This window comes from Cupriavidus sp. WGlv3 (assembly GCF_023952475.1).
GTDB classification, from domain to species: Bacteria; Pseudomonadota; Gammaproteobacteria; order Burkholderiales; family Burkholderiaceae; genus Cupriavidus; species Cupriavidus phytorum.
In genome coordinates this window covers 80890-103308 of record NZ_JALHRX010000007.1, presented here as the reverse complement: position 1 = coordinate 103308, position 22419 = coordinate 80890, and the positions used below count along the sequence as shown (strand labels likewise).

17 protein-coding genes are annotated in these 22419 nt (G+C 69.6%); 10 read left to right on the top strand and 7 right to left on the bottom strand.

From position 1 onward, the window contains the following. The first annotated feature begins 41 nt into the window (after positions 1 to 41). The 7 genes from MKD38_RS14170 to MKD38_RS14140 all read left to right on the top strand — a co-directional run bounded on the left by MKD38_RS14170 (position 42) and on the right by MKD38_RS14140 (position 8344). Entirely contained in the window at positions 42 to 647 is a 606-nt protein-coding gene (locus MKD38_RS14170; protein ID WP_252677698.1) for a hypothetical protein, read from the top strand. A 7-nt stretch (positions 648 to 654) separates the two neighbouring features. Continuing rightward, entirely contained in the window at positions 655 to 2250 is a 1596-nt protein-coding gene (locus MKD38_RS14165) for a GMC family oxidoreductase (protein ID WP_252677697.1), read from the top strand. A gap of 272 nt (positions 2251 to 2522) precedes the next feature. Continuing rightward, on the top strand, positions 2523 to 3485 hold the full coding sequence (locus tag MKD38_RS14160) for a TetR/AcrR family transcriptional regulator (protein ID WP_252677696.1): 963 nt from the start codon (positions 2523 to 2525) through the stop codon (positions 3483 to 3485). Positions 3486 to 3719: 234 nt separating this feature from the next. Further along, positions 3720 to 4604 carry a DUF1571 domain-containing protein gene (locus tag MKD38_RS14155; protein ID WP_252677908.1) on the top strand — a complete coding sequence of 295 codons (885 nt, stop codon included), beginning with the start codon at positions 3720 to 3722 and terminating at the stop codon, positions 4602 to 4604. Positions 4605 to 4763: 159 nt separating this feature from the next. After that, positions 4764 to 6119: a DUF2957 domain-containing protein gene (locus MKD38_RS14150; protein WP_252677695.1), complete on the top strand. Its 1356-nt coding sequence runs from the start codon at positions 4764 to 4766 to the stop codon at positions 6117 to 6119. 35 nt (positions 6120 to 6154) lie between these two features. Continuing rightward, positions 6155 to 7423, top strand: a complete 1269-nt coding sequence (locus MKD38_RS14145) for a DUF2957 domain-containing protein (protein ID WP_252677694.1) — start codon at positions 6155 to 6157, stop codon at positions 7421 to 7423. A gap of 81 nt (positions 7424 to 7504) precedes the next feature. Continuing rightward, on the top strand, positions 7505 to 8344 hold the full coding sequence (locus tag MKD38_RS14140) for an OmpW/AlkL family protein (protein ID WP_252677692.1): 840 nt from the start codon (positions 7505 to 7507) through the stop codon (positions 8342 to 8344). A 153-nt stretch (positions 8345 to 8497) separates the two neighbouring features. Here MKD38_RS14140 and MKD38_RS14135 read toward each other — a convergent pair whose 3' ends face one another. From MKD38_RS14135 to MKD38_RS14125, 3 genes are all read right to left on the bottom strand, one after another. Further along, a complete protein-coding gene (locus MKD38_RS14135; RefSeq protein WP_252677691.1) occupies positions 8498 to 9985 on the bottom strand; it encodes an efflux transporter outer membrane subunit in 1488 nt (495 codons plus the stop codon). A gap of 2 nt (positions 9986 to 9987) precedes the next feature. Continuing rightward, positions 9988 to 13140: an efflux RND transporter permease subunit gene (locus MKD38_RS14130; RefSeq protein WP_252677690.1), complete on the bottom strand. Its 3153-nt coding sequence runs from the start codon at positions 13138 to 13140 to the stop codon at positions 9988 to 9990. A 72-nt stretch (positions 13141 to 13212) separates the two neighbouring features. Beyond that, a complete protein-coding gene (locus tag MKD38_RS14125) occupies positions 13213 to 14463 on the bottom strand; it encodes an efflux RND transporter periplasmic adaptor subunit (protein ID WP_252677689.1) in 1251 nt (416 codons plus the stop codon). A gap of 629 nt (positions 14464 to 15092) precedes the next feature. On the opposite strand from MKD38_RS14125, the gene MKD38_RS14120 reads away from it, so the two are divergent. After that, the gene (locus MKD38_RS14120; RefSeq protein ID WP_252677688.1) at positions 15093 to 15836 is read left to right on the top strand and encodes a TetR family transcriptional regulator; all 744 of its coding nucleotides are present in this window, start codon (positions 15093 to 15095) and stop codon (positions 15834 to 15836) included. Positions 15837 to 15866: 30 nt separating this feature from the next. On the opposite strand, the gene MKD38_RS14115 is transcribed toward MKD38_RS14120, so the two are convergent. Then, positions 15867 to 17069 (bottom strand): ABC transporter substrate-binding protein, encoded by a 1203-nt coding sequence (locus tag MKD38_RS14115; protein WP_371925694.1) that lies wholly within the window; start codon positions 17067 to 17069, stop codon positions 15867 to 15869. Positions 17070 to 17271: 202 nt separating this feature from the next. Here MKD38_RS14115 and MKD38_RS14110 point away from each other — a divergent pair, with 202 nt between their 5' ends. Continuing rightward, entirely contained in the window at positions 17272 to 17946 is a 675-nt protein-coding gene (locus tag MKD38_RS14110) for a response regulator (RefSeq protein WP_012354366.1), read from the top strand. 1 nt (position 17947) lies between these two features. After that, on the top strand, positions 17948 to 19408 hold the full coding sequence (locus MKD38_RS14105; RefSeq protein ID WP_252677687.1) for a sensor histidine kinase: 1461 nt from the start codon (positions 17948 to 17950) through the stop codon (positions 19406 to 19408). Between the two features lie 126 nt (positions 19409 to 19534). Here MKD38_RS14105 and MKD38_RS14100 read toward each other — a convergent pair whose 3' ends face one another. The 3 genes from MKD38_RS14100 to MKD38_RS14090 form a co-directional block, all read right to left on the bottom strand. Beyond that, on the bottom strand, positions 19535 to 21022 hold the full coding sequence (locus MKD38_RS14100) for a dihydrolipoyl dehydrogenase family protein (RefSeq protein WP_252677686.1): 1488 nt from the start codon (positions 21020 to 21022) through the stop codon (positions 19535 to 19537). 67 nt (positions 21023 to 21089) lie between these two features. Continuing rightward, positions 21090 to 21986: a patatin-like phospholipase family protein gene (locus MKD38_RS14095; protein ID WP_252677685.1), complete on the bottom strand. Its 897-nt coding sequence runs from the start codon at positions 21984 to 21986 to the stop codon at positions 21090 to 21092. A 17-nt stretch (positions 21987 to 22003) separates the two neighbouring features. Continuing rightward, positions 22004 to 22417, bottom strand: coding sequence for a PaaI family thioesterase (locus MKD38_RS14090; RefSeq protein ID WP_116293877.1), 414 nt, complete (start codon positions 22415 to 22417; stop codon positions 22004 to 22006). Between the last annotated feature and the right edge of the window lie 2 nt (positions 22418 to 22419).

The window sequence follows — 22419 nt, the reverse complement described above, 5'->3', positions numbered from 1 at the left end:
CACAGCACAGCGAAGACAAGACACTGACGCAAGGAGACCCGATGCGCCCCAACCCTCATCACCGCCGCGCGGTGGCCGATGCCGATGCGCTGCACGCGCTGACGCGACGCGGCTTCCTCAAGGTGGGCCTTGGCTTCTCGGCCGCGCTGGCGTGTACCGCGCTGGTGCCGTCGCTGGCCGGCTGCTCGTCCGCCGATCCCGCGCCGCAGGCGGGCATGTCGTTCCTGCGCCCGGACGACGTGGCGATGTTCCGCGCGCTGCTGCCGGCCATCGTCACCGAACTGGCCGAAGCGCCGCCACAGCGCCAGGCCGCGCTGGCGCACGACGCGCTGCGCAATATCGACGCGACCTGCGCCGCGATGGGCGCGGGCGCGCAGGCCGAGCTGCGCAAGCTGTTCGGCCTGCTGGCCAGCACCCCGCTGCGCTGGGCGCTGGCCGGCATCCGGCAGGACTGGAGCGCTGCCACGCCGGCACAGGTGCAGGCCTTCCTGGCGCGCTGGCGCGCCAGCCGCCTGGCCACGCTCAATGCCGGCGCGGTGGTGCTGGTCAAGCTCACCAGCGTGGGCTACTACGCGCTGCCGGCCGCGTGGGCCGGCAGCGGCTATCCCGGCCCGAACGCGGCCGTCTACCGGGCGCTGCACGCCTGATCCCGCCATGGCCATCGACAATCTCTACGACGCCGGCATCGCCGCCGGCTGGAAGGTACTGGACGCCTCCACCTTCACCACCCCGCGCACGCTCGATGCGGACGTTGTCATCGTCGGCAGCGGCGCTGGCGGCGGTATCAGCGCCGAGGCGCTCAGCCGCGCCGGCCTGCGCGTGGTGCTGCTGGAAGAAGGCGCGCTGCGCACCTCGGACAGCTTCCGCGACATGGACGAGAACCGCGCCTACCGCGAGCTGTACCAGGAGGCCGCGGCGCGCACCACCGCCGACGGCGCCATCGCCATCCTGCAGGGTCGCGCGGTCGGCGGCAGCACCACGGTCAACTGGTCGTCGAGCTTCCGCACGCCGCCGCAGACGCTGGCGCACTGGGCCACGCACCACGCCGTCACCGGCCACGGCGAGGCCGACATGGCGCCATGGTTTCAGCAGGTGGAGGCGCGCCTGGCCATCGCCCCCTGGGCGATGGCGCCCAATCCCAACAACGACGTGCTCCGGCGCGGCTGCGAGACGCTGGGCTGGGAATGGCACGTGATCCCGCGCAACGTCAAGGGCTGCTGGAACTCGGGCTATTGCGGCTTCGGCTGCCCGGTCAACGCCAAGCAGTCGATGCTGGTCTCGACCATCCCCGCGGCGCTGGCCAGCGGCGCAACGCTGGTGCACCGCGTGCGCGTGCGCACGCTGGACCATGACGGCAAGCGGGTGCGCTCGGTCACCGGCGAAGCGCTGGGCGCCGACGGCTATACGCCCACCGGCATCGGCGTGGTCGTACGCGCCCGCCATGTGGTTGCCGCCGGCGGCGCCATCAACACGCCGGCGCTGCTGCTGCGCTCGCGCGTGCCGGACCCGCATCAGCGGCTGGGACTGCGAACGTTTATCCATCCGGTGAATATCAGTATCGCCAAGATGACTGAGCGCATTGATCCCTATTATGGCGCGCCCCAATCCATCGCCTCCGACCACTTCCAGTGGCAGCACGGCGCGACCGGGCCGATGGGCTACAAGCTCGAGGTGCCGCCAATGTTCCCCGGCATCAGCGCGGGCGTGGTCAACGGCGTCGGCGAGGCGCTGCGACGCGACATGGCACAGCTGCCACATACCCAAGCGATGCTGGCGCTGCTGCGCGACGGCTTCGTGCCTGACAGTCCGGGCGGACGCGTGCGCCTGGCGCCCGACGGCAGCCCGCTGCTCGATTACGAAATGACCGACTACGCCTGGGACGGCGTGCGGCGCGCGTGGCTGAGCATGGCGCAGGCGCAGTTCGCCGCCGGTGCCGAACGCGTGCGGCCCGCGCATCTCGACGCCGCCGAATACCGCAGTTGGCCCGAAGCCCGCCAGGCCATCGCGCGGCTGCCGCTCAAGCCGTTTCGCACCGCGCTGTTCACCGCGCACCTGATGGGCGGCTGCGGCATGAGCGACGACCCGCGTGGCGGGGTGGTCGACAGCCGGGGCCGCCATCACCAGCTGGCCAACCTGTCGGTGTTCGACGGCTCGGTGTTCCCGACCAGCGTGGGCGCGAATCCGCAATTGTCGGTGTTCGCGCTGAGCGCGCAGAACGCCGACGCGCTGGCGCAAAATCTCACGTCATGATGGATTTGCGCGAGGCCGGCACTGCCTTGTCTGGCTGCGCAGCCATGCGGCCAGCGTGCCCGCTGCATGGCGCGGCGGACAATGCCGTGCGATTGCCAACACAACATCGGTTTTTAGAATGCCCATTCCAATTCAGGTCTTGTGAAACGCCCGAAGCCGTGGATAGGCTTCGTACAGCTGTTTCAAGCATCCGTATGCCGTCAGAGCAGGGAGCGGACAGCGCAGCAAATTGCACAGGGGTTTATCGCGGTACAGAAGAGAGAAGCGCCCCCATGAAGACCGGCAAAAGCTCGGCAGGAGACACCAAGGCCCGGATTCTCGACGCCACGGAAAAGCTGTTCACCGAGGTCGGCTACGAGGCCACCTCGCTCAGGCAGGTCACGTCGCGCGCCATCGTCAACCTGGCCGCCGTGAACTACCACTTCCGCAGCAAGGACATCATGATGCACGCCGTGCTGAGCCGGCGCCTGGACCCGCTCAACGCGCGGCGCCTGGCGCTGCTCGATGCGTGCGAAGCGCGCTGGCCCGGCCACGCCATCCGCTGCGAGCACGTGATGGGCGCGCTGTTCGTGCCCGCGCTGCAGATGGCGCGCGACCCGGCGGTGGGCGGGCCGTCGTTCCTGCGGCTGCTGGGACGCGTGTATTCGGATACCTCGCCCTTTATCCAGCAATACCTGCTGGAGCACTATGCGCCGGTGTACGGCCGCTTCTTCGATGCCTTCGCGCGCGCCATTCCGGCGCTGCCGCGGCATGAGCTGGGCTGGCGCCTGCAGTTCGCGCTCAAGGCGCTGGCCGGCGTGCTCGCCGGCGAGGAACTGACCAGCCTGCTGCCTGCCTTCACGCAGGGCCGGCAGATGAGCGATGCGCACGTGCTGGCCCAGCTCACCGCGATGGTCGAGGCCGTGCTGAACGTGGCGCAGCCCAATGCGGACCAGCTCGCGGCGCTGCAGTCGGCGTTCGAGCTGGGCGAAGACCAGCAGCACGGCGCGCAGCGCGCCAGCAGCTCCGCCAATGACCCGGATGCCTGCGTCGCCGCGAGCGCGGCCACCATGGGGGAGGCGGCCAGCCATGCCGCCGCCGCCCTCGGCAAGGCCCGCACCAGCGCACGCACCGCGCGCAATGCGGGCACCAAGCGTGCCGCCGTGACCAGCGTGCCGGTGCGCGCGCGCGAGCACACCGTGAGCTTTCCCAGCAACCCGCTGGATGACTGGATGCGAATGCGCACCAGGACATAGCGGCGCGCGCCGCCGCCGGTTACCGCCGGCACGGCGCCGCCGCGCTCACGCAACCTGAACCGTCGATCCATCCGGCGAGGCCGCGCCGCGGCCCCGGTGAACCCGCGCGCCCGCGGCATGCCGCCCGCGCTGCGGTGACCTGTTCGCTTTGCCCGTCTTGAGGAGGAAGCTGCCGTGTCAATCCATGCGCCGATCCGACCATCCGGTCGACCATCCAACGTTCCACCGAAAAACCTGCGCCGCCTTGCCGCCATCAGCGGCGCCATCATCGGCCTGCTGGGCGCGCCGCTGGCGTTTCCGCCTGTCGCCATGGCCCAGCCGGCCAGCGCTGCCGCCGTCGCGGGCACGGCCTATGACGGCCTGCCGTCGGCGCAGCAGGCCGCGCTGTTCTCACGCCAGGTCGCCAGCGGCGAGCTCGCGCGCCTGTCCGATGCCCACGTGCTGGCCGTGTTCCAGGCGCTGCAGCCCGATGCCCTGCTGAAATGGGCGCGCGCCGAGATGAACCGGTATCCCGAGTATGAGTACTGGATGTCGCGCCAGGAACGGCTCAACGGCCAGTGGCAGGAGCAGCCCGCGAAGATGCAGATCCGCTACCGCCATGCGCCGCGCCAGCTCTATGCGAAGTGGCTGCCGGGCGGTGCGCAGGCGGGCCAGGAAATCCTGTATGACGAGACCCGTCGCAAGGACGAGATGTACGGCCACCTGGGCGGCGTGCTGGGCTTTACCTCGATGTGGATCGCACTGGACGGCTCGCTGGCGCGCTCGCAGTCCAACCATACCGTGCGCGACCTGGGCTTCCAGTACGTCCTGTCGATGCTCGAGCGCGACGCCAGATCGCTGCGCGCCGCCGGCCTGTCCGAGAAATACGGCAAGGCCGAGATCGTGCAGGAGCAGGGCGTGCGCATGGTGGCGCTGACCTGGGACCTGCCGGCCGGCGCGCCGCAGTACTACGCCAAGCGGGTGCAACTGATGCTGGACCTGAAGCATCCGTATATCCGCGTCGAAACCGCGTGGGATGCCGACGGCAACATGGTCGAGAAGATCATGTTCGACAAGCTGGTGCGCAAGACCTTCGAGGCCTCGTCGTTCGACCCGGCCAATCCCGAGTATCGCTTCTGACGCGGCACGCACCGCGCGCGGCCGCGCCCGTTTGGAACGGCCGCTCTATTGACGCTGAAACCCGTGCGCGGCGACAGTCGCCGCTCACGACAGGATCCGGACGCAGAGCCGGACCGCCGATCCGGCAACAGGGGTCGCAGGAAAGACAGGAGACAGGCAATGACCATGTCGAGGCTTTGGCGCAGGACCTTGGTTGTGACAGGGGTGAGTGTGGCCGCGGTGCTGGCCGGCTGCGGGGGCGGCGGCGGCGATGAGGACGCGCCGCGCGCCGGCACGCAGGCGCCGCCGCAATGCGCGGACACGGGCACGTGCCCGGCACAGGGGCCGGTCACCATCGGCGGTCCGCCCGGATCGCTGTGCCCGGCGGCACTGGACTACGGCACCACCTTCACCGGCGGCTCCGGCGCGGGCGAGCTGGTCAGGCTGCGCTTCGATACCGCGGCGCGCACGTACCAGCTGGAGATCATCGAGTCGCCGGTGCCCAGGCAGCCCGGCAGCGTCAGTCCGACGCGCGCGGGCGTGACCTTCACCGGCACCTTCGCCAACCTGAGCTCGCTGCCTACCGCCGAGCAGAACCGCTGCGCGGTGGCGCTGCAGACCGCCACGGCCTCGGACGGTGTCTCGCAGGCGAATATCGACAGCGCCAAACCGCCGGTGATCTTTCTCGGCAACGGCGTCGCCGGCGGCGGCATCCCGGGCGCGACCATCTCCTATCCGGGCGTGCTGGGCCTTGGCGCGATCCCGGCCACCACCTTCCCGTTCTACCCGGTGCTGGCGTTCGCGCAGACCGAGACCGATTTCGCCAGGGTGGCCGGCACCTACAACCTGCTGGGCTACCACCAGGTGCCGTCCGGCGGCACGCTGACCGCCTCGAGCCATTTCACGCCCGCCACCGCGCAGACCACCGAGACGCTCAACGACGACGGCAGCTGCACCACGGCGAGCGGCAGTTGCCTCAGCACCGGCAACAACTGGAAGCTGCGCAGCGCCGACGGCGCATTCGAAAGCAGCAATGCCGACGGTAGCCGCCGCTATCCGTCGTTCCACGGCCAGGCCATCACCGCCAGCAACGCCAGCCGCGCCAAGGGGCTGATGGTGGTCGGCAAGCTCGATGGCGCGCTGGTGCCGCTGCTGGTGCGCACTGGCTACGCGCAGATCTCGCTGTTGCCGCTGACGGTCAATGTCGACGATGAATCCGGGCTCGCGCTGATGGCGCCGGCCACCACTGTCTCAAGCGGCCGGCTCGACGGCGGCTATATCGGCTCGGGCAGCGACTTTGCCTACACCGCGTCGCTGATCAAGGGCGCGCGCGTCGACCTGCTCGATCCGATGACGATGAACCAGACCGGCGGCTTCCAGCTCGATTTCACGCAGGCCGCGGCGGGCATGGTCACCACCACCGACAACAGCGGCACCACCGGCGCGCTCATCGCCAGCGGCCGTGTGTTCAGCCACTTGTCCGGCACCGGCGGCAGCAGCCCGACCTTCCGCGTGGGCGTGCTCGCGGCACCCTGAGCGCAGCGCAGACAAAACAACGAGGAGACCAAGCCATGCATCCAATCATCCTTCCGCGCCCATCGAGCGCGCCGGCGCGCGCGCTGGCAGTGGCCGCCACCGCCATGCTTGCCGCCTGCGGCGGTGGCGGCGGCGGCGACGACGCCCCGGCCACGCCGACGGCCGCGCAGACGCGGCTGTGCCCGGCAGCGCTGGACTACAACACCACCTTCACCGGCGGCACCGGCTCGGGCGAACTGGTCAAGGTGCAGATCGACACCTCTCGCATGACCTGGCAGGTGACCTTCCTCGATTCCTCGGTGCCGCGCCAGACCGGCACAGTGCAGCCCACCCGCAGCGATCCCACCAACGGCCGGAACGTGCTGCGCGGCACGCTCAAGGCCGAGACCGGCCTGCCCACCGAGAAGCTGAACCAGTGCGCGTTCGAGCTGAGCGGCGCCAGCCTCGATCCGAACCGCCCGGCCAAGCTCTTCGTCGGCGAAGGCGTGGCGGGCGGCACCATCCCGGGCGCGCGCATCCAGTTCAACGGCGTGCTTGGCGCCGGGGCGGTGCCCGATACCACCTTCCCGTACTTCCAGTTCATCGGCTTCGCGCAGACCGAGACCGACCTGTCGAAGATCGCCGGGCAATACCACGGCACCGGCTTCCACGAGGTGCCGTCCAAGCAGTTCCAGCTGGTGGCGCAGGACTACCGCATGGCGCTCGCCGCCGACGGCTCGTTCACGGTGTGCGACAACGCTACCAACACCTGCGAGCGCAAGGGCAACAACTTCGTGCCGCAGCCCAGCGGCGCGCTGCTGTCGACCCACTACAAGGCCGAGAGCCAGCCGCCCACGCTGGGCAGCACGCTGGGCAAGGCCTACCTGATCGTCGGCAAGCTGCGCGGCCAGCTGGTGCCGATCATGATCCGCGTGGGCTATGCCAACGACTCGCTCGCCAACGGGCCCCTGGGCGCCGACGACGAGATCGGCATCGGCATGATGGCGCCGGCAGTGGCGGTCACCGAGGGCACGGTCAATGGCGAATACGTCGGCGTCGACAGCAACTTCAACTACCGCGTGACGGCACTGGTGGGCGCCGCCGCGACCATGATGGATCCGTTCCGGCCGTCCGATGCGTCGCTGGCGATCCCGTACCGGCTCGACTTCGCGCAGCAGGTGCCGGGCGTGGTGCGCACCTCGCGCCGCGAGGCGCCGGCGGGCTCGGCGCCGACCGGCAAGCTGATGTTCACCGGCGGCGTGTTCGGCTTCCTGGAGCAGCGCGACAGCGGCCCGTACTTCACCGTCGGCGCCTTCGTGCAATAAGCCGGCCCAGGCCCGGGGCCATCGCAGCCCCGGCGCCCTCATCGATGCATCACCAGTGACTTCACTGCCCGGGGACACAACATGAAGACCTTGCACCTGACGCTCGCGCTGGTGCTGGCCGCGCTGGCCAGCATCGCCGTGCCTGCCCACGCCCAGAAGAAGGGCGACAACGTGGTCTCGGCCGGCTGGTTCCATATCCGGACCCACGGCCAGAGCGACCCGCTCACCACCACGCTGCTGGACGTGCCGATCAACTACCCGCTCGGGCTGCCGTCGAGCTTCACCGCGCCGGGCAGCAGCATCTCGTCGTCCAACGCCAATACGCTGGGGCTGACCTTCAGCCACTTCGTCACCGACCATATCGCCATCACCGCGGTGGGCGGCATCCCGCCCGAATTCAAGCTCTATGGCCATGGCGAGCTGATCCCGCCCGGCCCGGCCGGCGCGCTCGGCCGCCAGAGCCTGGGCGACCCGTCGCTGAACCCGATCATCACCAAGGCGCGCCAGTGGAGCCCGGCGGCGATGGTGCAGTACCACTTCCTCGAGCCGGGCACGCGCTTCCGGCCGTTCCTGGGGCTCGGGGTCTCGTACAACTTCTTTACCAACATCGAAGTCAATCCGGCCTTCGCCAGCTCGGTCAACAACAACCTCGGCGCCATCCTGGCCGCGGGCGCGGGCATTCCGGGACCGACCTCGGTCAGCGCCGATGCCTCGTCGTCGTGGGCGCCCGTCTTCAATATCGGCGGCACCTACAACTTCGACGAGCACTGGGGGCTGACGGCGGCAGTGACCTACATCCCGCTGAAGACCACGTCGACGATGACGATCAAGGCGGCCGACGGCACCGTGCTGTCGACCTCGAAGACCAGGCTGGAGCCGAATCCGCTGGTGTTCTTCGTGGCGGCTTCGTACAAGTTTTGAGGACGAAAAAATCAGTGGCGACACCACTGGCTTGTGTCCCTCGAACCGCCGACTGTGTACTCCCTCTCCCGCTTGCGGGAGAGGGGAGCGAACCACCAGCAAAAAAAACGACGCGCCGAGGCGCGTCGTTTTTTGTTAGGGCAACAGGCGGCGTTACTGTGTCACCGTCCCCTGCTGCGCCGGCGTGCCCTGCTGCGCCACCGCACTGCTCTCCTGCAAGCCGCCGCCCAGCGACCGGTACAAATCGATCGCATTGTTCAGCCGCAGCTGCCGCGCCTGCACCAGCGCCTGCTCGGCGGTGAACAGCTGGCGCTGTGCATCGAGCTCGTCCAGGTAGCTGGCCACGCCGCTGCGGAAGCGCAGGCGCGACAGCTCGTAGCGAGCGGCCTCGGCGTTGCGCGCCTGTTCCTGGCCCGCCACCTGGTCTTCCAGCGTGCCGCGTGCCACCAGCGCGTCCGCCACTTCCGCGAAGGCTGTCTGGATGGTCTTCTCGTAGTTGGCGACCTGGATGTTCTTGCGCACGTTGGCCAGGTCCAGGTTGGACAGGTTGCGGCCGAAATCGAAGATCGGCAGCACCAGCTGCGGCGCGAACGACCAGGCGCGCGTGCCGGCATCGAACAGCCCCGAGAACGTCGGGCTGATGGTGCCGCCGCTGGCGGTCAGCGTGATGCGCGGAAAGAACGCCGCGCGCGCCGCGCCGATATTGGCGTTGGCCGACAGCAGCTGCTGCTCGGCCTGGCGGATATCGGGACGCTGCTCGAGCAGGTCCGACGGCAGCCCCGGCGGGATATCGCTGATGATGCGCTCGTCCGACAGGCGCATCGGCTCGGGCAGGTTCTCGATGGTGCCGATGGGCTTGCCCACCAGCACTTCGAGCGCGTTGTGCGCCTGCGCGCGCTGGCGTGCCAGCTGCGCCGCGGCGACGCGGGCCTGCGCCACCAGCGACTCGTTGTCGCGCAGGTCAAGCGCCGAGGTGGCGCCGGCCTCGAAGCGCTGCTTGGCCAGTCCGTAGGTGCTTTCGCGCGCCTTCAGGGAGTCGCGCGCCAGCTCGTACTGTTCGGCATAGGCGCGTTCGGCCAGGTAGGCCTTGGCGACTTCCGACACCAGCGAGATGTGCGCCGAGCGGCGCGCCTCTTCGGTGGCGAAATACTGCGCCAGCGCGGCATTGGACAGGCTGCGCACGCGCCCGAAGAAATCGAGCTCGTACGACGAGATGCCCAGGCCGACCTGGTACACCTCGGTCACGCCCGGCTGCCCGAGCACCGTCGCCGCCTGGGCCGCGGTGGTGCGGGCCCGGGTGTAGCTGCCGTCGACGTTCACCGTGGGCAGCAGGTCGGCACGCTGCACCTGATACAGCGCGCGCGCTTCCTCGATGCGCAGCGCCGCGGTGCGCAGGTCGCGGTTGTTTTCCAGCGAGTTCGCGATCAGCGCCTGCAGGCGCGGGTCGCGGAAGAACTCGCGCCAGCCGATGTCGGCGGCGCGGCGGGTTTCGCCGCTCTTCACCTCGGCCGTGGCATAGCCTTCGGGCGCGGTCGGGAAGCTGTCTGCCACCGGCGGGGCAGGGCGGTCATAGTGGGGGGCCAGCGTGCACCCCGTCAGAACGCCGGCCACCAGCAGCAGTGTGGTCAGAGTCTTGGTCATGTTCAGATTTCCTCTTGGGGATCGTGCCACTTCTGGTCCAGCATGCGCTGGCGAGCACTGCCCTTGAAGCGCTTGCGCACCACCACGAAGAACACCGGCACCAGGAAGATCGCCAGCACCGTGGCCGTGATCATCCCGCCCATCACGCCGGTACCGATGGCGCGCTGGCTGCCCGAGCCCGCGCCCGTGGCGATCGCCAGCGGCAGCACGCCCAGGATGAACGCCATCGACGTCATCAGGATCGGGCGGAAGCGCAGGTGCACCGCTTCCAGCGTGGCTTCGATCAGGCCCTTGCCCTGCGCCTGCAGGTCCTTGGCGAATTCCACGATCAGGATGGCGTTCTTCGCCGACAGGCCGATGGTGGCGATCAGGCCCACCTTGAAGTACACGTCGTTGGGCATGCCGCGCAGCGTCACGCCCAGCAGCGCGCCGAGCACGCCCAGCGGCACCACCAGCAGCACCGAGAACGGGATCGACCAGCTTTCATACAGCGCGGCCAGGCACAGGAACACGATGATCAGCGACAGCGTGTACAGGATCGGTTCCTGCGAGCCGGCCAGGCGTTCTTCGTACGACTGACCCGACCACTCGAAGCCGAAGCCCGGCGGCAGCTTGGCGAAGTTTTCCTCCATCACGCGCATGGCTTCGCCGGTACTGCGGCCCGGCGCGGCCTGGCCCGCCAGCTTCACCGCCGGCATGCCGTTGTAGCGCTCCAGGCGCGGCGAGCCCATCACCCACTTCGAGGTCGCGAACGCCGCGAACGCCACCATGTCGCCGTTGCTGTTGCGCACGCGCAGCTTGGTCAGGTCGTCCGGCAGCCGGCGGTCGGCGCCTTCGGCCTGCACGATCACCTTGCGCACGCGGCCTTCGTAGATGAAGTCGTTGACGTAGTTGGAGCCGAAGGCGATCGACAGCGTCGAGTTGATGCTCGCCACCGAGACGCCGAGCGCCTTGGCCTTCTCGCGGTCGATGTCGATCTGCAGCTGCGGCGCGTCTTCCTGGCCTTCGGGGCGCACGCCCATCAGCACCGGGCTCTGCGCGGCCATGCCGAGCATCATGTTGCGCGCTTCCATCAGCTTGGCGTGGCCCTGGCCGGTGCGGTCCTGCAGGCGGAAGTCAAAGCCCGAGGAGTTGCCCAGCTCGGAAATCGCCGGCGGGTTGAGCGGGAAGATGATCGCGTCCTTGATGAACGACAGCGCGCCGAAGGCACGGCCGACCAGCGCCTGCGCGGTCTCGCCGTCGCCGGTACGCTCCTTCCAGTCCTTCAGGCGCACGAACGCGATACCGCCGTTCTGGCCGCGGCCGAAGAACGAGAAGCCCGCCACCGTGATCATCTGGTCCACCACCTTGCTTTCCTTCTGCAGGTAGTAGTCCTCGATCTGCTTGAGCACGCCGATGGTACGGTCCTGGGTCGCGCCGTTGGGCAGCTGCACCACGGTGATCATGTAGCCCTGGTCTTCATCGGGCAGGAACGACGACGGCAGGCGCTTGAACAGCACCACCACGCCGGCGATGATCAGCGCGTAGATGATCAGGTAGCGGCCGGTGCGCTTGAGGATGCGCGCGACCACGCCCTGGTAGCCGGTCGAGGCCGTGGCGAAGGTGCGGTTGAACCAGCCGAAGAAACCCTTCTTCTCATGGTGATGGCCCGCTTCCACCGGCTTGAGCATGGTCGCGCACAGCGCCGGGGTCAGCGTCAGCGCCAGCAGCGCCGAGAACGCCATCGAGGCGATCAGCGACAGCGAGAACTGGCGGTAGATGTTGCCCACCGAGCCCGAGAAGAACGCCATCGGGATGAACACCGCGGTCAGCACCAGCGTGATGCCGACGATGGCGCCGGTGATCTGGCCCATGGCCTTGCGCGTCGCTTCGCGCGGCGACAGGCCTTCCTCGCTCATGATCCGCTCGACGTTCTCGACCACCACGATGGCATCGTCCACCAGGATACCGATGGCTAGCACCATGCCGAACATGGTCAGCACGTTGATCGAGAAGCCGAATGCCAGCAGCGCGCCGAACGTGCCCAGCAGCGCGATCGGCACCACCAGCGTCGGGATCAGCGTGGCGCGGAAGTTCTGCAGGAACAGGTACATCACCAGGAACACCAGCACCACGGCTTCGAGCAGGGTCTTGATCACTTCCTCGATCGAGATCTTGACGAAGGCCGAGGTGTCGTACGGCACCGAGTACTCGTAGTCCCCCGGGAAGTTCTTCGACAGCTCTTCCATCTTGGCGCGCACCGCGGTGGCGGTGGCGAGCGCGTTGCCGGTCGGGGCCAGCTTGATGGCGATGGCCGCCGACGGCTTGCCGTTGGTGCGGGCCTGGGTCGAGTAGTCGGCGCCGCCCAGTTCCACGCGGCCGACGTCCTTGATGCGCACCGACGACCCGTCCGGGTTGGTGCGCAGCAGGATGTTGCCGAACTGCTCCGGCGTGGTCAGCCGGCTTTCGGTGGTGACGGTGGCGTTGAGCTCGGTGCCCTTGGGCGAGGGCGTCCCGCCCAGCTCGCCCACGGCGACCTGGATGTTCTGCTCGCCCACTGCGGCGGTGACGTCGGTCGGGGTCAGGTTGAAGCCGGTCAGCTTGGCCGGGTCCAGCCAGATCCGCATCGCGTACTCGGTGCCGAACAGGTCGGCCTGGCCCACGCCGGGCACGCGGCGGATCGAGTCGATCACCTGCGCCGAGACGTAGTTGCCGAGCTGGATCGCGCTGGCCGTGCCGGACTTGGACGACACGGTCAGGAACATCATGTAGTTGTTCCCGGCCTTGTCGACGCGCACGCCCTGCTGGCGCACTTCGGCCGGCAGGCGCGCTTCCACGCGCTTGAGGCGGTTCTGCACCTCGACCGAGTTCAGGTCGACGTTCGAACCCGGCGCAAAGGCGATGGTGATGCTGGCCAGGCCGGACGACTCGCTGGTGGAGCTGTAGTAGAGCAGGTTGGGGGCGCCGTTAAGCTCCTGCTCGATCACCGAAGTGACGGAATCCTCCAGCGTCTTGGCCGACGCACCCGGATAGGTGGCGGTGACCGAGATCGTCGGCGGGGCGATGTTCGGATATTGCGCGATCGGCAGCTGCAGGATCGACAATATGCCGCCCAGCACGATGATCAGCGCGAGCACCCACGCGAACACCGGCCGGTCGATAAAAAACTTGGCCATAAGACTGGCTCCCTCTTTGTCTAGCCCTGTGGGCCGCGGCGGCTGGCGTCAGCCGCCGCGGCCCGGCGGTGTTCAGCCTTGCTTGCCCTCGGCGCTGACTTGCTGCTTCGCTTCGGCCTTGGGCGCCGAGGCGGGAGCGGCGGAAGCCGCGGCCGGGGTTGCGGCCGGTGCCGAGGCGCCGGCCTGCACGAACGGCACGGCCTTGGCGGGCGCGCCGACCTTGACCTTCTGCAGGCCCTCGACGATCACCTTCTCGCCGCCCTTCAGCCCTTCGGTCACGATCCAGCGGTCACCGATCGCCTGCGGCGCCTTGACCGGCACCGCCGCGACGTTGCCGTCGGCACCCACCACCATCACGCTGGCGCCCTGGGCGCCGCGGATCAGCGCGCGCTGCGGCACGGTCAGCGCGTTCTCGTCCACGCCCTGCTCGATCTTCACGCGCACGAAGGTGCCCGACAGCAGCTCGCGGTTCGGGTTGGGGAACTGCGCCCGCAGCGTGATCGCGCCGGTGGTCGGGTCGACCGTCATGTCGGAGAACAGCAGCTTGCCGGTGTGCGCATACTCGCGCCCGTCCTCGACGAACAGGTGCACGCGGGCGCCGCCGTTCATGCCCTTGACCGCGCCGGACTCGATCGCGCGGCGCAGGCGTGTGACTTCGGAGGCCGGCTGGGTGAAGGTGACCCACATCGGGTCGACCTGCTCCACCAGCGCCAGCTTGGTCGCCTCGCCCTTGCCCACCAGCGCGCCCTCGGTCACCAGCGCGCGGCCGGCGCGGCCGCTGATCGGCGCGGTCACGGTGGTGTAGCCCAGGTTGATCTGGGCGGTGCGCACCGCGGCCTTGGCCGAAGCCACGTCGGCATTGGCCTGGCCCGCGGCGGCGACGGCGTCGTCGTACTCCTGCTTGCTGACCGCATTGACCGCCACCAGCGGCTTGTAGCGGTCGGCCTTCAGGCGCGCCGACACGGCGTTGGCTTCGGCGCGCTGCAGCGCGGCCTGCGCCGAGGCCAGTTCGGCCTGGTAGGAGGCGGGGTCGATGCGGAACATGACCTGGCCGGCCTTCACTTCGCCGCCTTCGGTGTAGTTGCGCGACAGCACGATGCCTTCGACGCGGGCGCGCACTTCGGCCGTGCGCACGCCTTCCAGGCGGCCCGGCAGTTCATTGACGACGGCGACCGGCGACGGCGTCACGGTGACCACGCCCACTTCAGGCGGCGGCGGGGCGCCGCCCTCGGCCTTCTTGTCGCCGCAGGCGGACAGCGCCACGGCCGACAGGGCCGCTAGTGCACAGGCTGCAACGCGACTGATACGTTGGGACTTCCTCATCGATAACCCCATGATGGCAATTTGAGATCCGCCGTGGCGCCCCGGCCTGTCATCGGACAAACGGGAACGACATGGCGCGCCGCAAGGCTTTGCGGCGGACAAAAGCGTGATGCTAGCCACAAATCGCGGCGTCGCGGTGACGATTGCGACGAACGGTGGCTTTTATATGACGACTGGAAACATTGACCGGCTGGCCTGCGGCAGGATTGCCCGCCGTGCTGGGTAGGTCACAGAGGGCGGCTGGCCGAATGCCGGGCAAGCGCGTATTATATATACATTCAAGCATGTATGTTAAGTTGATGTTGCGAAGGGGCCTTTCGGCGCACAACTTGCACGAAAAGGCACGCCAATACGCAAGCGCATGCCGTCCATCGATCGGATTGGTACGAAATGCGTTCAATCCGACCCGGGATCACGGCGCAAACCGCCGGCTCGGGTTAGGATGCGCGCCGTCGTGTCGGCTCGCAAGCTGGCAATGCCACTCAATGTGATGACAACGACCCGCCGGTGGCCCACACCGCCGGCATGTGCGGCTGCCATGGCAGCCGCATCAGGGAGAACCAAACCATGCCGGCCATATGCGCCCGATCGCGAACGATCGCGCCATGCCGCCGGCACCAGAGACAATCATGGTCAGACGCACCAAGGAAGAGGCGCTTGAGACGCGCCACCGGATACTCGACGCGGCCGAGGCCGTGTTCCACGCCCGCGGCGTGGCACGCCCGTCGCTGGCCGACATAGCCGAGGCGGCGGGGGTCACCCGCGGCGCGATCTACTGGCACTTCAAGAACAAGAGCGATGTCTTCGCCGCCATGTGCGACCGCGTGCACCTGCCGGTGGAAGCGCTGATCGAGCCGGAGCGGCTGGCGCGCCAGGAAGACCCGCTCGGCGGCATCCGCGACATCTGCGCCTATGTGATGCGCCAGACCGTGATCAACCCGCGCTGGCGCCGGGTCTTCGAGATCATCTTCCACAAGTGCGAAATGGTGCAGGACAACGGCGCCATCTTCGAGCGCCAGCGCCAGTCGCACCAGGAAGGCCTGGTCAAGATGCGCGAGCACCTGCGCCTGGCGCTGGAGCGCGGCCAGCTGCCCGCCGACCTGGACCTGGACCTGGCCGTCAACGCCTTCCATGCCGCCATCGGCGGGGTGCTGGCGCACTGGCTGTTCTCGCCGCAGGACTTCAACCTCGACGCCAATGCCGAGCGCCTGTCCGACGCCTTCATCGATACCCTGAAGTTTTCCCCGGCGCTGCGCCACGGCTACGTGCCGCGCCCGATGGCCGAGCTGGACCAGGAGCTGTCCACGCTGTGCCGGCAGGCCTGCGGGGGAGCGCAGAACGGCGGCCTCGATACCCCTGACCTGGTTCCCTGAGCGCCGCTGCGGTGGTTCCCGGCGGCAGCGCTAGCCGCGCATCGCCTCGCGCCAGCGCGCCAGGAACGCGCGCTTGCGCATCGCGTCCTGCGCCGCCAGCAGGCCCGGGCCGACGCTGATCGGCTTGAGCGCGTAGCCGAGCCGCTCCGACAACGCCGCGGCGGTGTGCACGCTGTCGGTATCGGTGCGGATGGTATAGAGCTGCGAGGTCGACTTGGCCAGCAGCGCCTGGCCCTCGCGCGACAGCAGGTAGTCCAGCCACAGCCGCGCCGCATTCGGCCGCGGCGCGCGCCGCGCGATAAAGGCCACGCGCGACATCACCAGCGTGTAGTCGCTGGGGGCGATCACGTCGATCGCCGCGCCGCGCTGCATCAGCGACAGGGCATAGGACCCCAGCAGGTTGTAGCCCATCACCAGCTCGCCGCTGGCAATGCGCTCGATCATTTCCGCGGTCGACGCCGACAGCTGCACCCCGGCCCGCCCGAGCGCCTGCGCCAGGTACCAGAACTCGCTGCCCATGCGCGCGTCCTGCTGCGCCAGCAGGTAGCCCACCCCGGAACGCTCGACGTCGTAGGTCACCACCTTGCCATGCCAGCGCGGCGCGTGCTCCTGCAGCAGCCGCGCCAGTCCGCTGCGGCTGCGCGGCGGGCGCATGCCGGCCAGGTGGTGGCGGTTGTAGACGATCACCGCGGGCTCGAAGGTGGTGCCCCAGGCCTCGTCGCGCCACACCGCCCAGCCCGGCAGCCCGGCGCGCTCGGGCGAGGCGTAGCGCTGCGCGTGACCGTCGTTGACCAGCTTGATCTGCAGGTCCATGGCGGTGCTCCACAGCACATCGGCAAAGATGGCCTGCGGCCCCGGCGGCTGGCCGGACAGCGCCGCGGTTTCAGCCAGGAAGCGCTGGTTGAGCTCGACCGTGTTGAGATCCTGGTAGTGCACGCGGATGCCGGGGTAGCGCGCCTCGAACGCGGCAATCAGCGGCCGCGCCACCTCCAGGTCGGTCGATGCGTACACCGTGACCATGCCTTCGCGCAGCGCGCCCGCAATAGTGGCGTCGTACCCCGACGGATATCCCGGCGGCGCTGCCGGCGGCCTGGACTGGGCATGAAGGGGCCATGCGGCGCCACCCAGCAGCGCGGCGCCCAGCAGGCGGCGGCGCTGCCCCGAAGCGGGCGCTGCGCAGGCGGACTGGCACGGCTGGGATAGTCGGGACGGCTGGGACGAACTCGGGGACACGGTGCTCGGGACGGAGGGACTACCGATGCCGCCGGTGACGCGGCGAGCGCGCCGGGAGTGGCGGGGCGAGGGTATTATAGGCGCCCGCGGCGGGCGCGCTCCATCGGTGCTGCCCCCGGTTTTGCGGGCGCGTTCCAGGCCTTGTTCCCGCGTGTGCGCGCCGCAACTAACATAGAACCAACCGGCACAGGAGGAGACCGGCATGCGCATCCTGCTGGTGGAGGACGAAGTCGAACTGGCACGCTGGGTCGCCCGCGCGCTGGAGCAGGGCGGCTTTGTGATCGAGCACGTCGCCGACGGGCTGCAGGCCGAGGCGCGCCTGCAGGCCGAGGAATACGACGCCGTGCTGCTCGACCTGCGGCTGCCCGGCAAGGACGGGCTGGCGGTGCTGAAGTCCATGCGCGGGCGCGACGACCGCACCCCGGTGCTGATCCTGACCGCGCAGGACACTTTGGACGAGCGCGTGCGCGGCCTGAACCTGGGCGCCGACGACTACCTGCCCAAGCCCTTCGCCATTGCCGAGCTGGAAGCGCGGCTGCTGGCGCTGATCCGCCGCAGCCGCGGGCGCGCGCATCCGCGCCTGCAGTGCGGCACGCTGGTGTTCGACGGCGAAACCCGCAGCTTCACGCTGGGCGGCGCGCCGCTGGCGCTGACGCCGCGCGAATCGACCCTGCTGGGCGCGCTGCTGGCGCGCAGCGGCCAGCCGCTGACCAAGGCGCAGCTGCTCGACAAGGTGTTCTCGCTCGACGCCGACGTCTCGCCCGATGCGATCGAGGTGCTGGTCTACCGGCTGCGCAAGAAGCTGGCCGGGCACGGGGTCACCATCGTCACGCTGCGCGGCTTCGGCTACCTGCTGGAGCCGGAGGCGAAGGGCTGAGATGCGGCACCCGGTGCTGCTGTGGCGCCGCGGCAGCCTGCGCCGGCAACTGCTGTTGCTGCTGCTGCCGGCGCTGGCGGCGATGATGGCGCTCGACACCTGGCTCACCTACGGCACCCTGCGCGACGCCGCCAACACCGCCTACGACCGCTCGCTCTACGGCTCGATCCGCGCCATCGACAATGCCATCGGCATGGCCGGCGACAACGTCCAGCTGACGCTGCCCGACGCCGCCATGGAGATCTTCGAGACCGCGGCGCAGACCCACGTGTTCTACCGCGTCTCGACCGAGCGCGCCGGCCAGGTCGAGACCGTGACCGGCTACAGCGACCTGCCGCTGCCGCGCGGCCCGCTGGTCAACAACCAGCCGCGCTTCTACGACGCCGAATACCTGGGCGAGGCCGTGCGCATCGCCGCGATGGCGCGGCCGGTGTACCGGCCCGACGCGCGCATGCGCGTGATCATCCAGGTGGCCGAGACCGCCGAGCCGCGCAGCGCGCTGATCGGCTCGGTGTGGCGCAGCGCGCTGGCGCGCGACCTGCTGCTGATCCTGCTCAGCGCCACGATCCTGGTGGGCGGCGTCACCTACGTGCTGCGCCCGCTGGCGCGCGTGCGCGACGACGTCGAGGCGCGCTCGCCCGAGGACCTGACCCCGCTTGCGTTCGAGCGCGTGCCCGCCGAGGTGCGGCCACTGGTCGATGCGGTCAACCTGCACGTATCGCGCTCGGCCGCGATGGCGCAGTCGCAGGCGCAGTTCATCGCCGATGCCGCGCACCAGCTGCGCACCCCGCTGGCCATCCTCAAGACCCAGGCCGAGTACGCCCAGCGCCAGCTCAACGCCGCCGATCCCGAAGCCGCACGCGCGGCAGCCGGCGAAGCCGTGGGCGGTATCGTCACCCAACTTGAACAGGCTGCGCGGCTGACCAACCAGCTGCTGGCGCTGGCGCGGGTACGCCAGCACCGCGCCGACGCCGCGCAAGCTGGTGAAGCCGGCGAAGGCATCGACATCATCGATGCCGTCACCGTGGCCGAGCAGGTCGCGCTGGACTACCTGCCGCTGGCGCGCGGCAAGCAGCAGGACTTCGGCTGGGAGCCGGTGCCGGGGCTGGCACTGCCGGTGCGCGCCGACCCCGCGCTGCTGCGCGAGGCGCTGGCCAACCTGGTCCATAACGCAATCCAGTACTCGCCGCGCGGCAGCCGCATCACGCTGTCGGCGACCCGGGTGGGCGATCATGCCTGCCTGGGGGTCGAGGACGATGGTCCCGGCATCCCGGCCGAGGAACGCGAGAAGGTGTTCGCGCGGTTCTACCGGCGGGTGGGGAATGCCGAGCCGGGCTCGGGGCTGGGGCTGGCGATTTCGCGGGAGATGGCGGCGCGGTTTGGGGGGACGGTGGAACTGGGCGAAGGGGGGCAGGGTACCGGAGTGCGGGCGGTGTTGAGGTTGCCCGTGGAGGCTGGCTAGGTTTACGACGTGTCCGGGGCGTGCGTGGATTCGGGCATCCGACTTCGTGGATCCGCCGGCCCTCTCCCCCGCCCCTCTCCCGCAAGCGGGAGAGGGGAGAAAACAAGCGGGTGTGAAAGCGCGCCGTTAGCCGAACAACTCCTCCGCCACCGTAGGATGCACCTGCACCGTACTCTGCAGATGCGCTTCCCTCACCCCCAGCCTTAATGCCACCGCCAGCGCCTGCACGATCTCCGGCGCCGCGTTGTCCATCAGATGCACCCCCAGCACGCGCCCGCTGCGCGCGTTGAGCACCAGCTTGAACACCGACTGATGCGGCGTCCCGGCAAAGCGATGCTCCAGCGAGACAAAGCGCTTGACCACGGTACGGATGCGCTCGGGCTTGCCGGCAGCCTCGATGGCCTGCGCTTCAGTCAAGCCCACCGCGCCGATGGCGGGCTCGCAGAACACCGCGGTCGGCACGATATCGAAATCCGCCCGTTCGCCGCGCCGCCCGAACAGCCGGTCGGCCAGCCAGCGCCCCTGCGCGGTGGCCACCGGCGTCAGGTGCAGGCCGTCGATGGCATCGCCCAGCGCATAGACGCTGCGCACGCTGCTGCGGAACTGGCGGTCGACGCGGATGCCGCCCCGCTCGCCGAAGGCTACGCCCAGCGCTTCCAGCCCCAGGCCCTGCACATTGGAAACGCGTCCGATCGCCGCCAGCGCGGCCTGCGCGCGCACGGCTTCGGTCTGGCCCGCGCGGCTCGGGTCGTTGGTGGGCTGGTAGCAGACCTCGACCGCGCCGTTGGCCTGGCTCAGCAGGTGCACGCGCGCATTCAGGTGCAGCCGCACGCCGCGCGCGGTCAGCGCGTCGGCCAGCGCCGCGCCGATGTCGTGGTCGAAATGCGGCAGCAGCCGGTCGCCGGCGACGACCAGGTCGACCTTGACGCCGTAGCGCGACAGGATCGAGGCCTGTTCCACGCCGATATAGCCGCCGCCGATGACGGCGACGGATGCTGGCAGGCTCTGCCAGGTGAAGACGTCGTCGGAGCTCGCGGCCAGGTCGCCGCCGGGGACGTCGAGCGTGCGCGGGCGCGCGCCGGCGGCAATCAGGATGCGGCGCGCCTGGATGGTCTCGTCGCCGACGCAGACTTCCTCCGGCCCGGTGACGCGCGCCTCGCCATGCAGGACTTCCACCCCGGAATCGGTCAGGCGCTGGGTGTAGCCCACGTTCAGGCGCGCGACCTCGGCGTTGACGCGCACGATGGCATCGCGCCAGTCCTCGTGCCCGCCGGTGTGCGACAGGCAGCCCGACAGGATCGCCGACCAGGAGGCGCCGTAGGACAGCATCTTCTTGGGCACGCAGCCGCGGTTGACGCAGGTGCCGCCGATGGCGTCGCGCTCGACCAGGATCACGCGCGCACCGTGCGCCGCCGCGCGCCGCGCGCAGGCCACGCCGGCGGAGCCGCCGCCGATCACCACCAGGTCGGCCGCGCGCGCCTTGTCGTTGCGCCGGGTGCGGCCGCTGCGCGCGCGCGGCACCTGCTGCACCGGTGGCGCCGCGCTGACTTCGCGCGCGCGCCGCGGCGCGCTGGTTCCCTGCACTATGGAAAGGGGTGTCTGGCGTTTGGTCATCCAAGCCTCCTGTCGCGGCACGCGGGCCGCATCGACAATCATCAGGCCAGCGCCGGCAACACGGAAACTAGGCAGCGGGCCGCAGTTCGGTATTCAGGATCGACGGCCACTCGCACAGGAAAGTTTCCCCGTCGCGGCGGCCCAGTTCATAGGCGTGCGTCATGGCATCGGGCCGGGTGTAGTCCCAGCTCGAGATCGGCACGCGCTGCGAAGGCTGCAGGTACAGGCGGCGCTGGCCGCCTTGCTCCAGCACGAAACGGCGCGGGCGCGGGTACAGCCGCGTCACCAGCACCAGCACATTGCCGGGCGCGCCATCGAGCGCGTCGACCGGCACGTTGTCGACCAGCCCGCCGTCCAGCACCGGGCGCCCGTCGCGGCGCAGCACCGGCGTGAACGGCGGCGTCGACGCCGACTGCAGCAGCAGGTCGGCCAGCTGCTCGGGCGAGGCGCAGTCCTGCGCGCGCACGAATTCGGGCCGGAAGCCGAGCTTGCGCCCCAGCCGCGGGTGCAGCGTCTTGAGCACGTGCTTGTCGATGTTGTAGGCCAGCAGCCCGGCCGCCACCGCCAGGCGCGGACCGCTCCAGCGCGGGATATGCGCCACGCCGATGCGGATCTCGGGGGCCTGCTGCAGTTGCGCGAGGCGCCCGTCGGCAAAGATGCTCAGCAACGCGGTGCGGTAGATGCCGTAATGCGGGAACACACGCTCGTTGCGCAGCAGGTTGGCCCAATAGGCATTGCGGCGGTTGTCGGCCAGCACCGCGCGGTAGTAGTCCATGGTCTGGTGCGAGTCATGCGCATAGACCATGCAGGCGGTGGCCGCGCCGGCCGAGATCGCGGCGATCACGCGCGGGCGCAGCTGCAGCTCCGGCGCCACCGTGTCCCACCAGCCCGCCTGCCACCAGCAGCGGTTGCCGCCGCCGGCAAAGACGACCTGGTCGAAGGGGTTGGCGTCGCCGGAAGGCATCGGAGCTCGGAAACGGGTCAGAGCAGCGCGTAGGTGGTGGTGGCCTGCACCGCCAGCTTGCCGTCGGTGCCGGTCAGCTCGATCTCGCCGAACACCACGGTCTTGCCCAGCCGCAACACGTTGGCGCGCACCAGCACGTCGCCGTCGATCACCGGGCGCATGAAGTTGGTGGTCAGCGACACCGTGGTCATCGGCCGGAACGCGCCCAGCGCGCTGGCCACGGCGACGATCATGGCGGTATCGGCGGCGGACATCAGCACCTGGCCGCAGACCACGCCGCCCGCATGGCGGAACGATTCGCTGAACGGCAGGCGCAGCGTCACGCCCCGGGCATCGACGGCTTCGGCGCGCAGGCCAAGCTGGCGTACCCACGGCGCCAGCACGCGCTCGAGCGTGGCGTCGATGTCGGCAAGGGTCAGGGCTTCGGGCATGG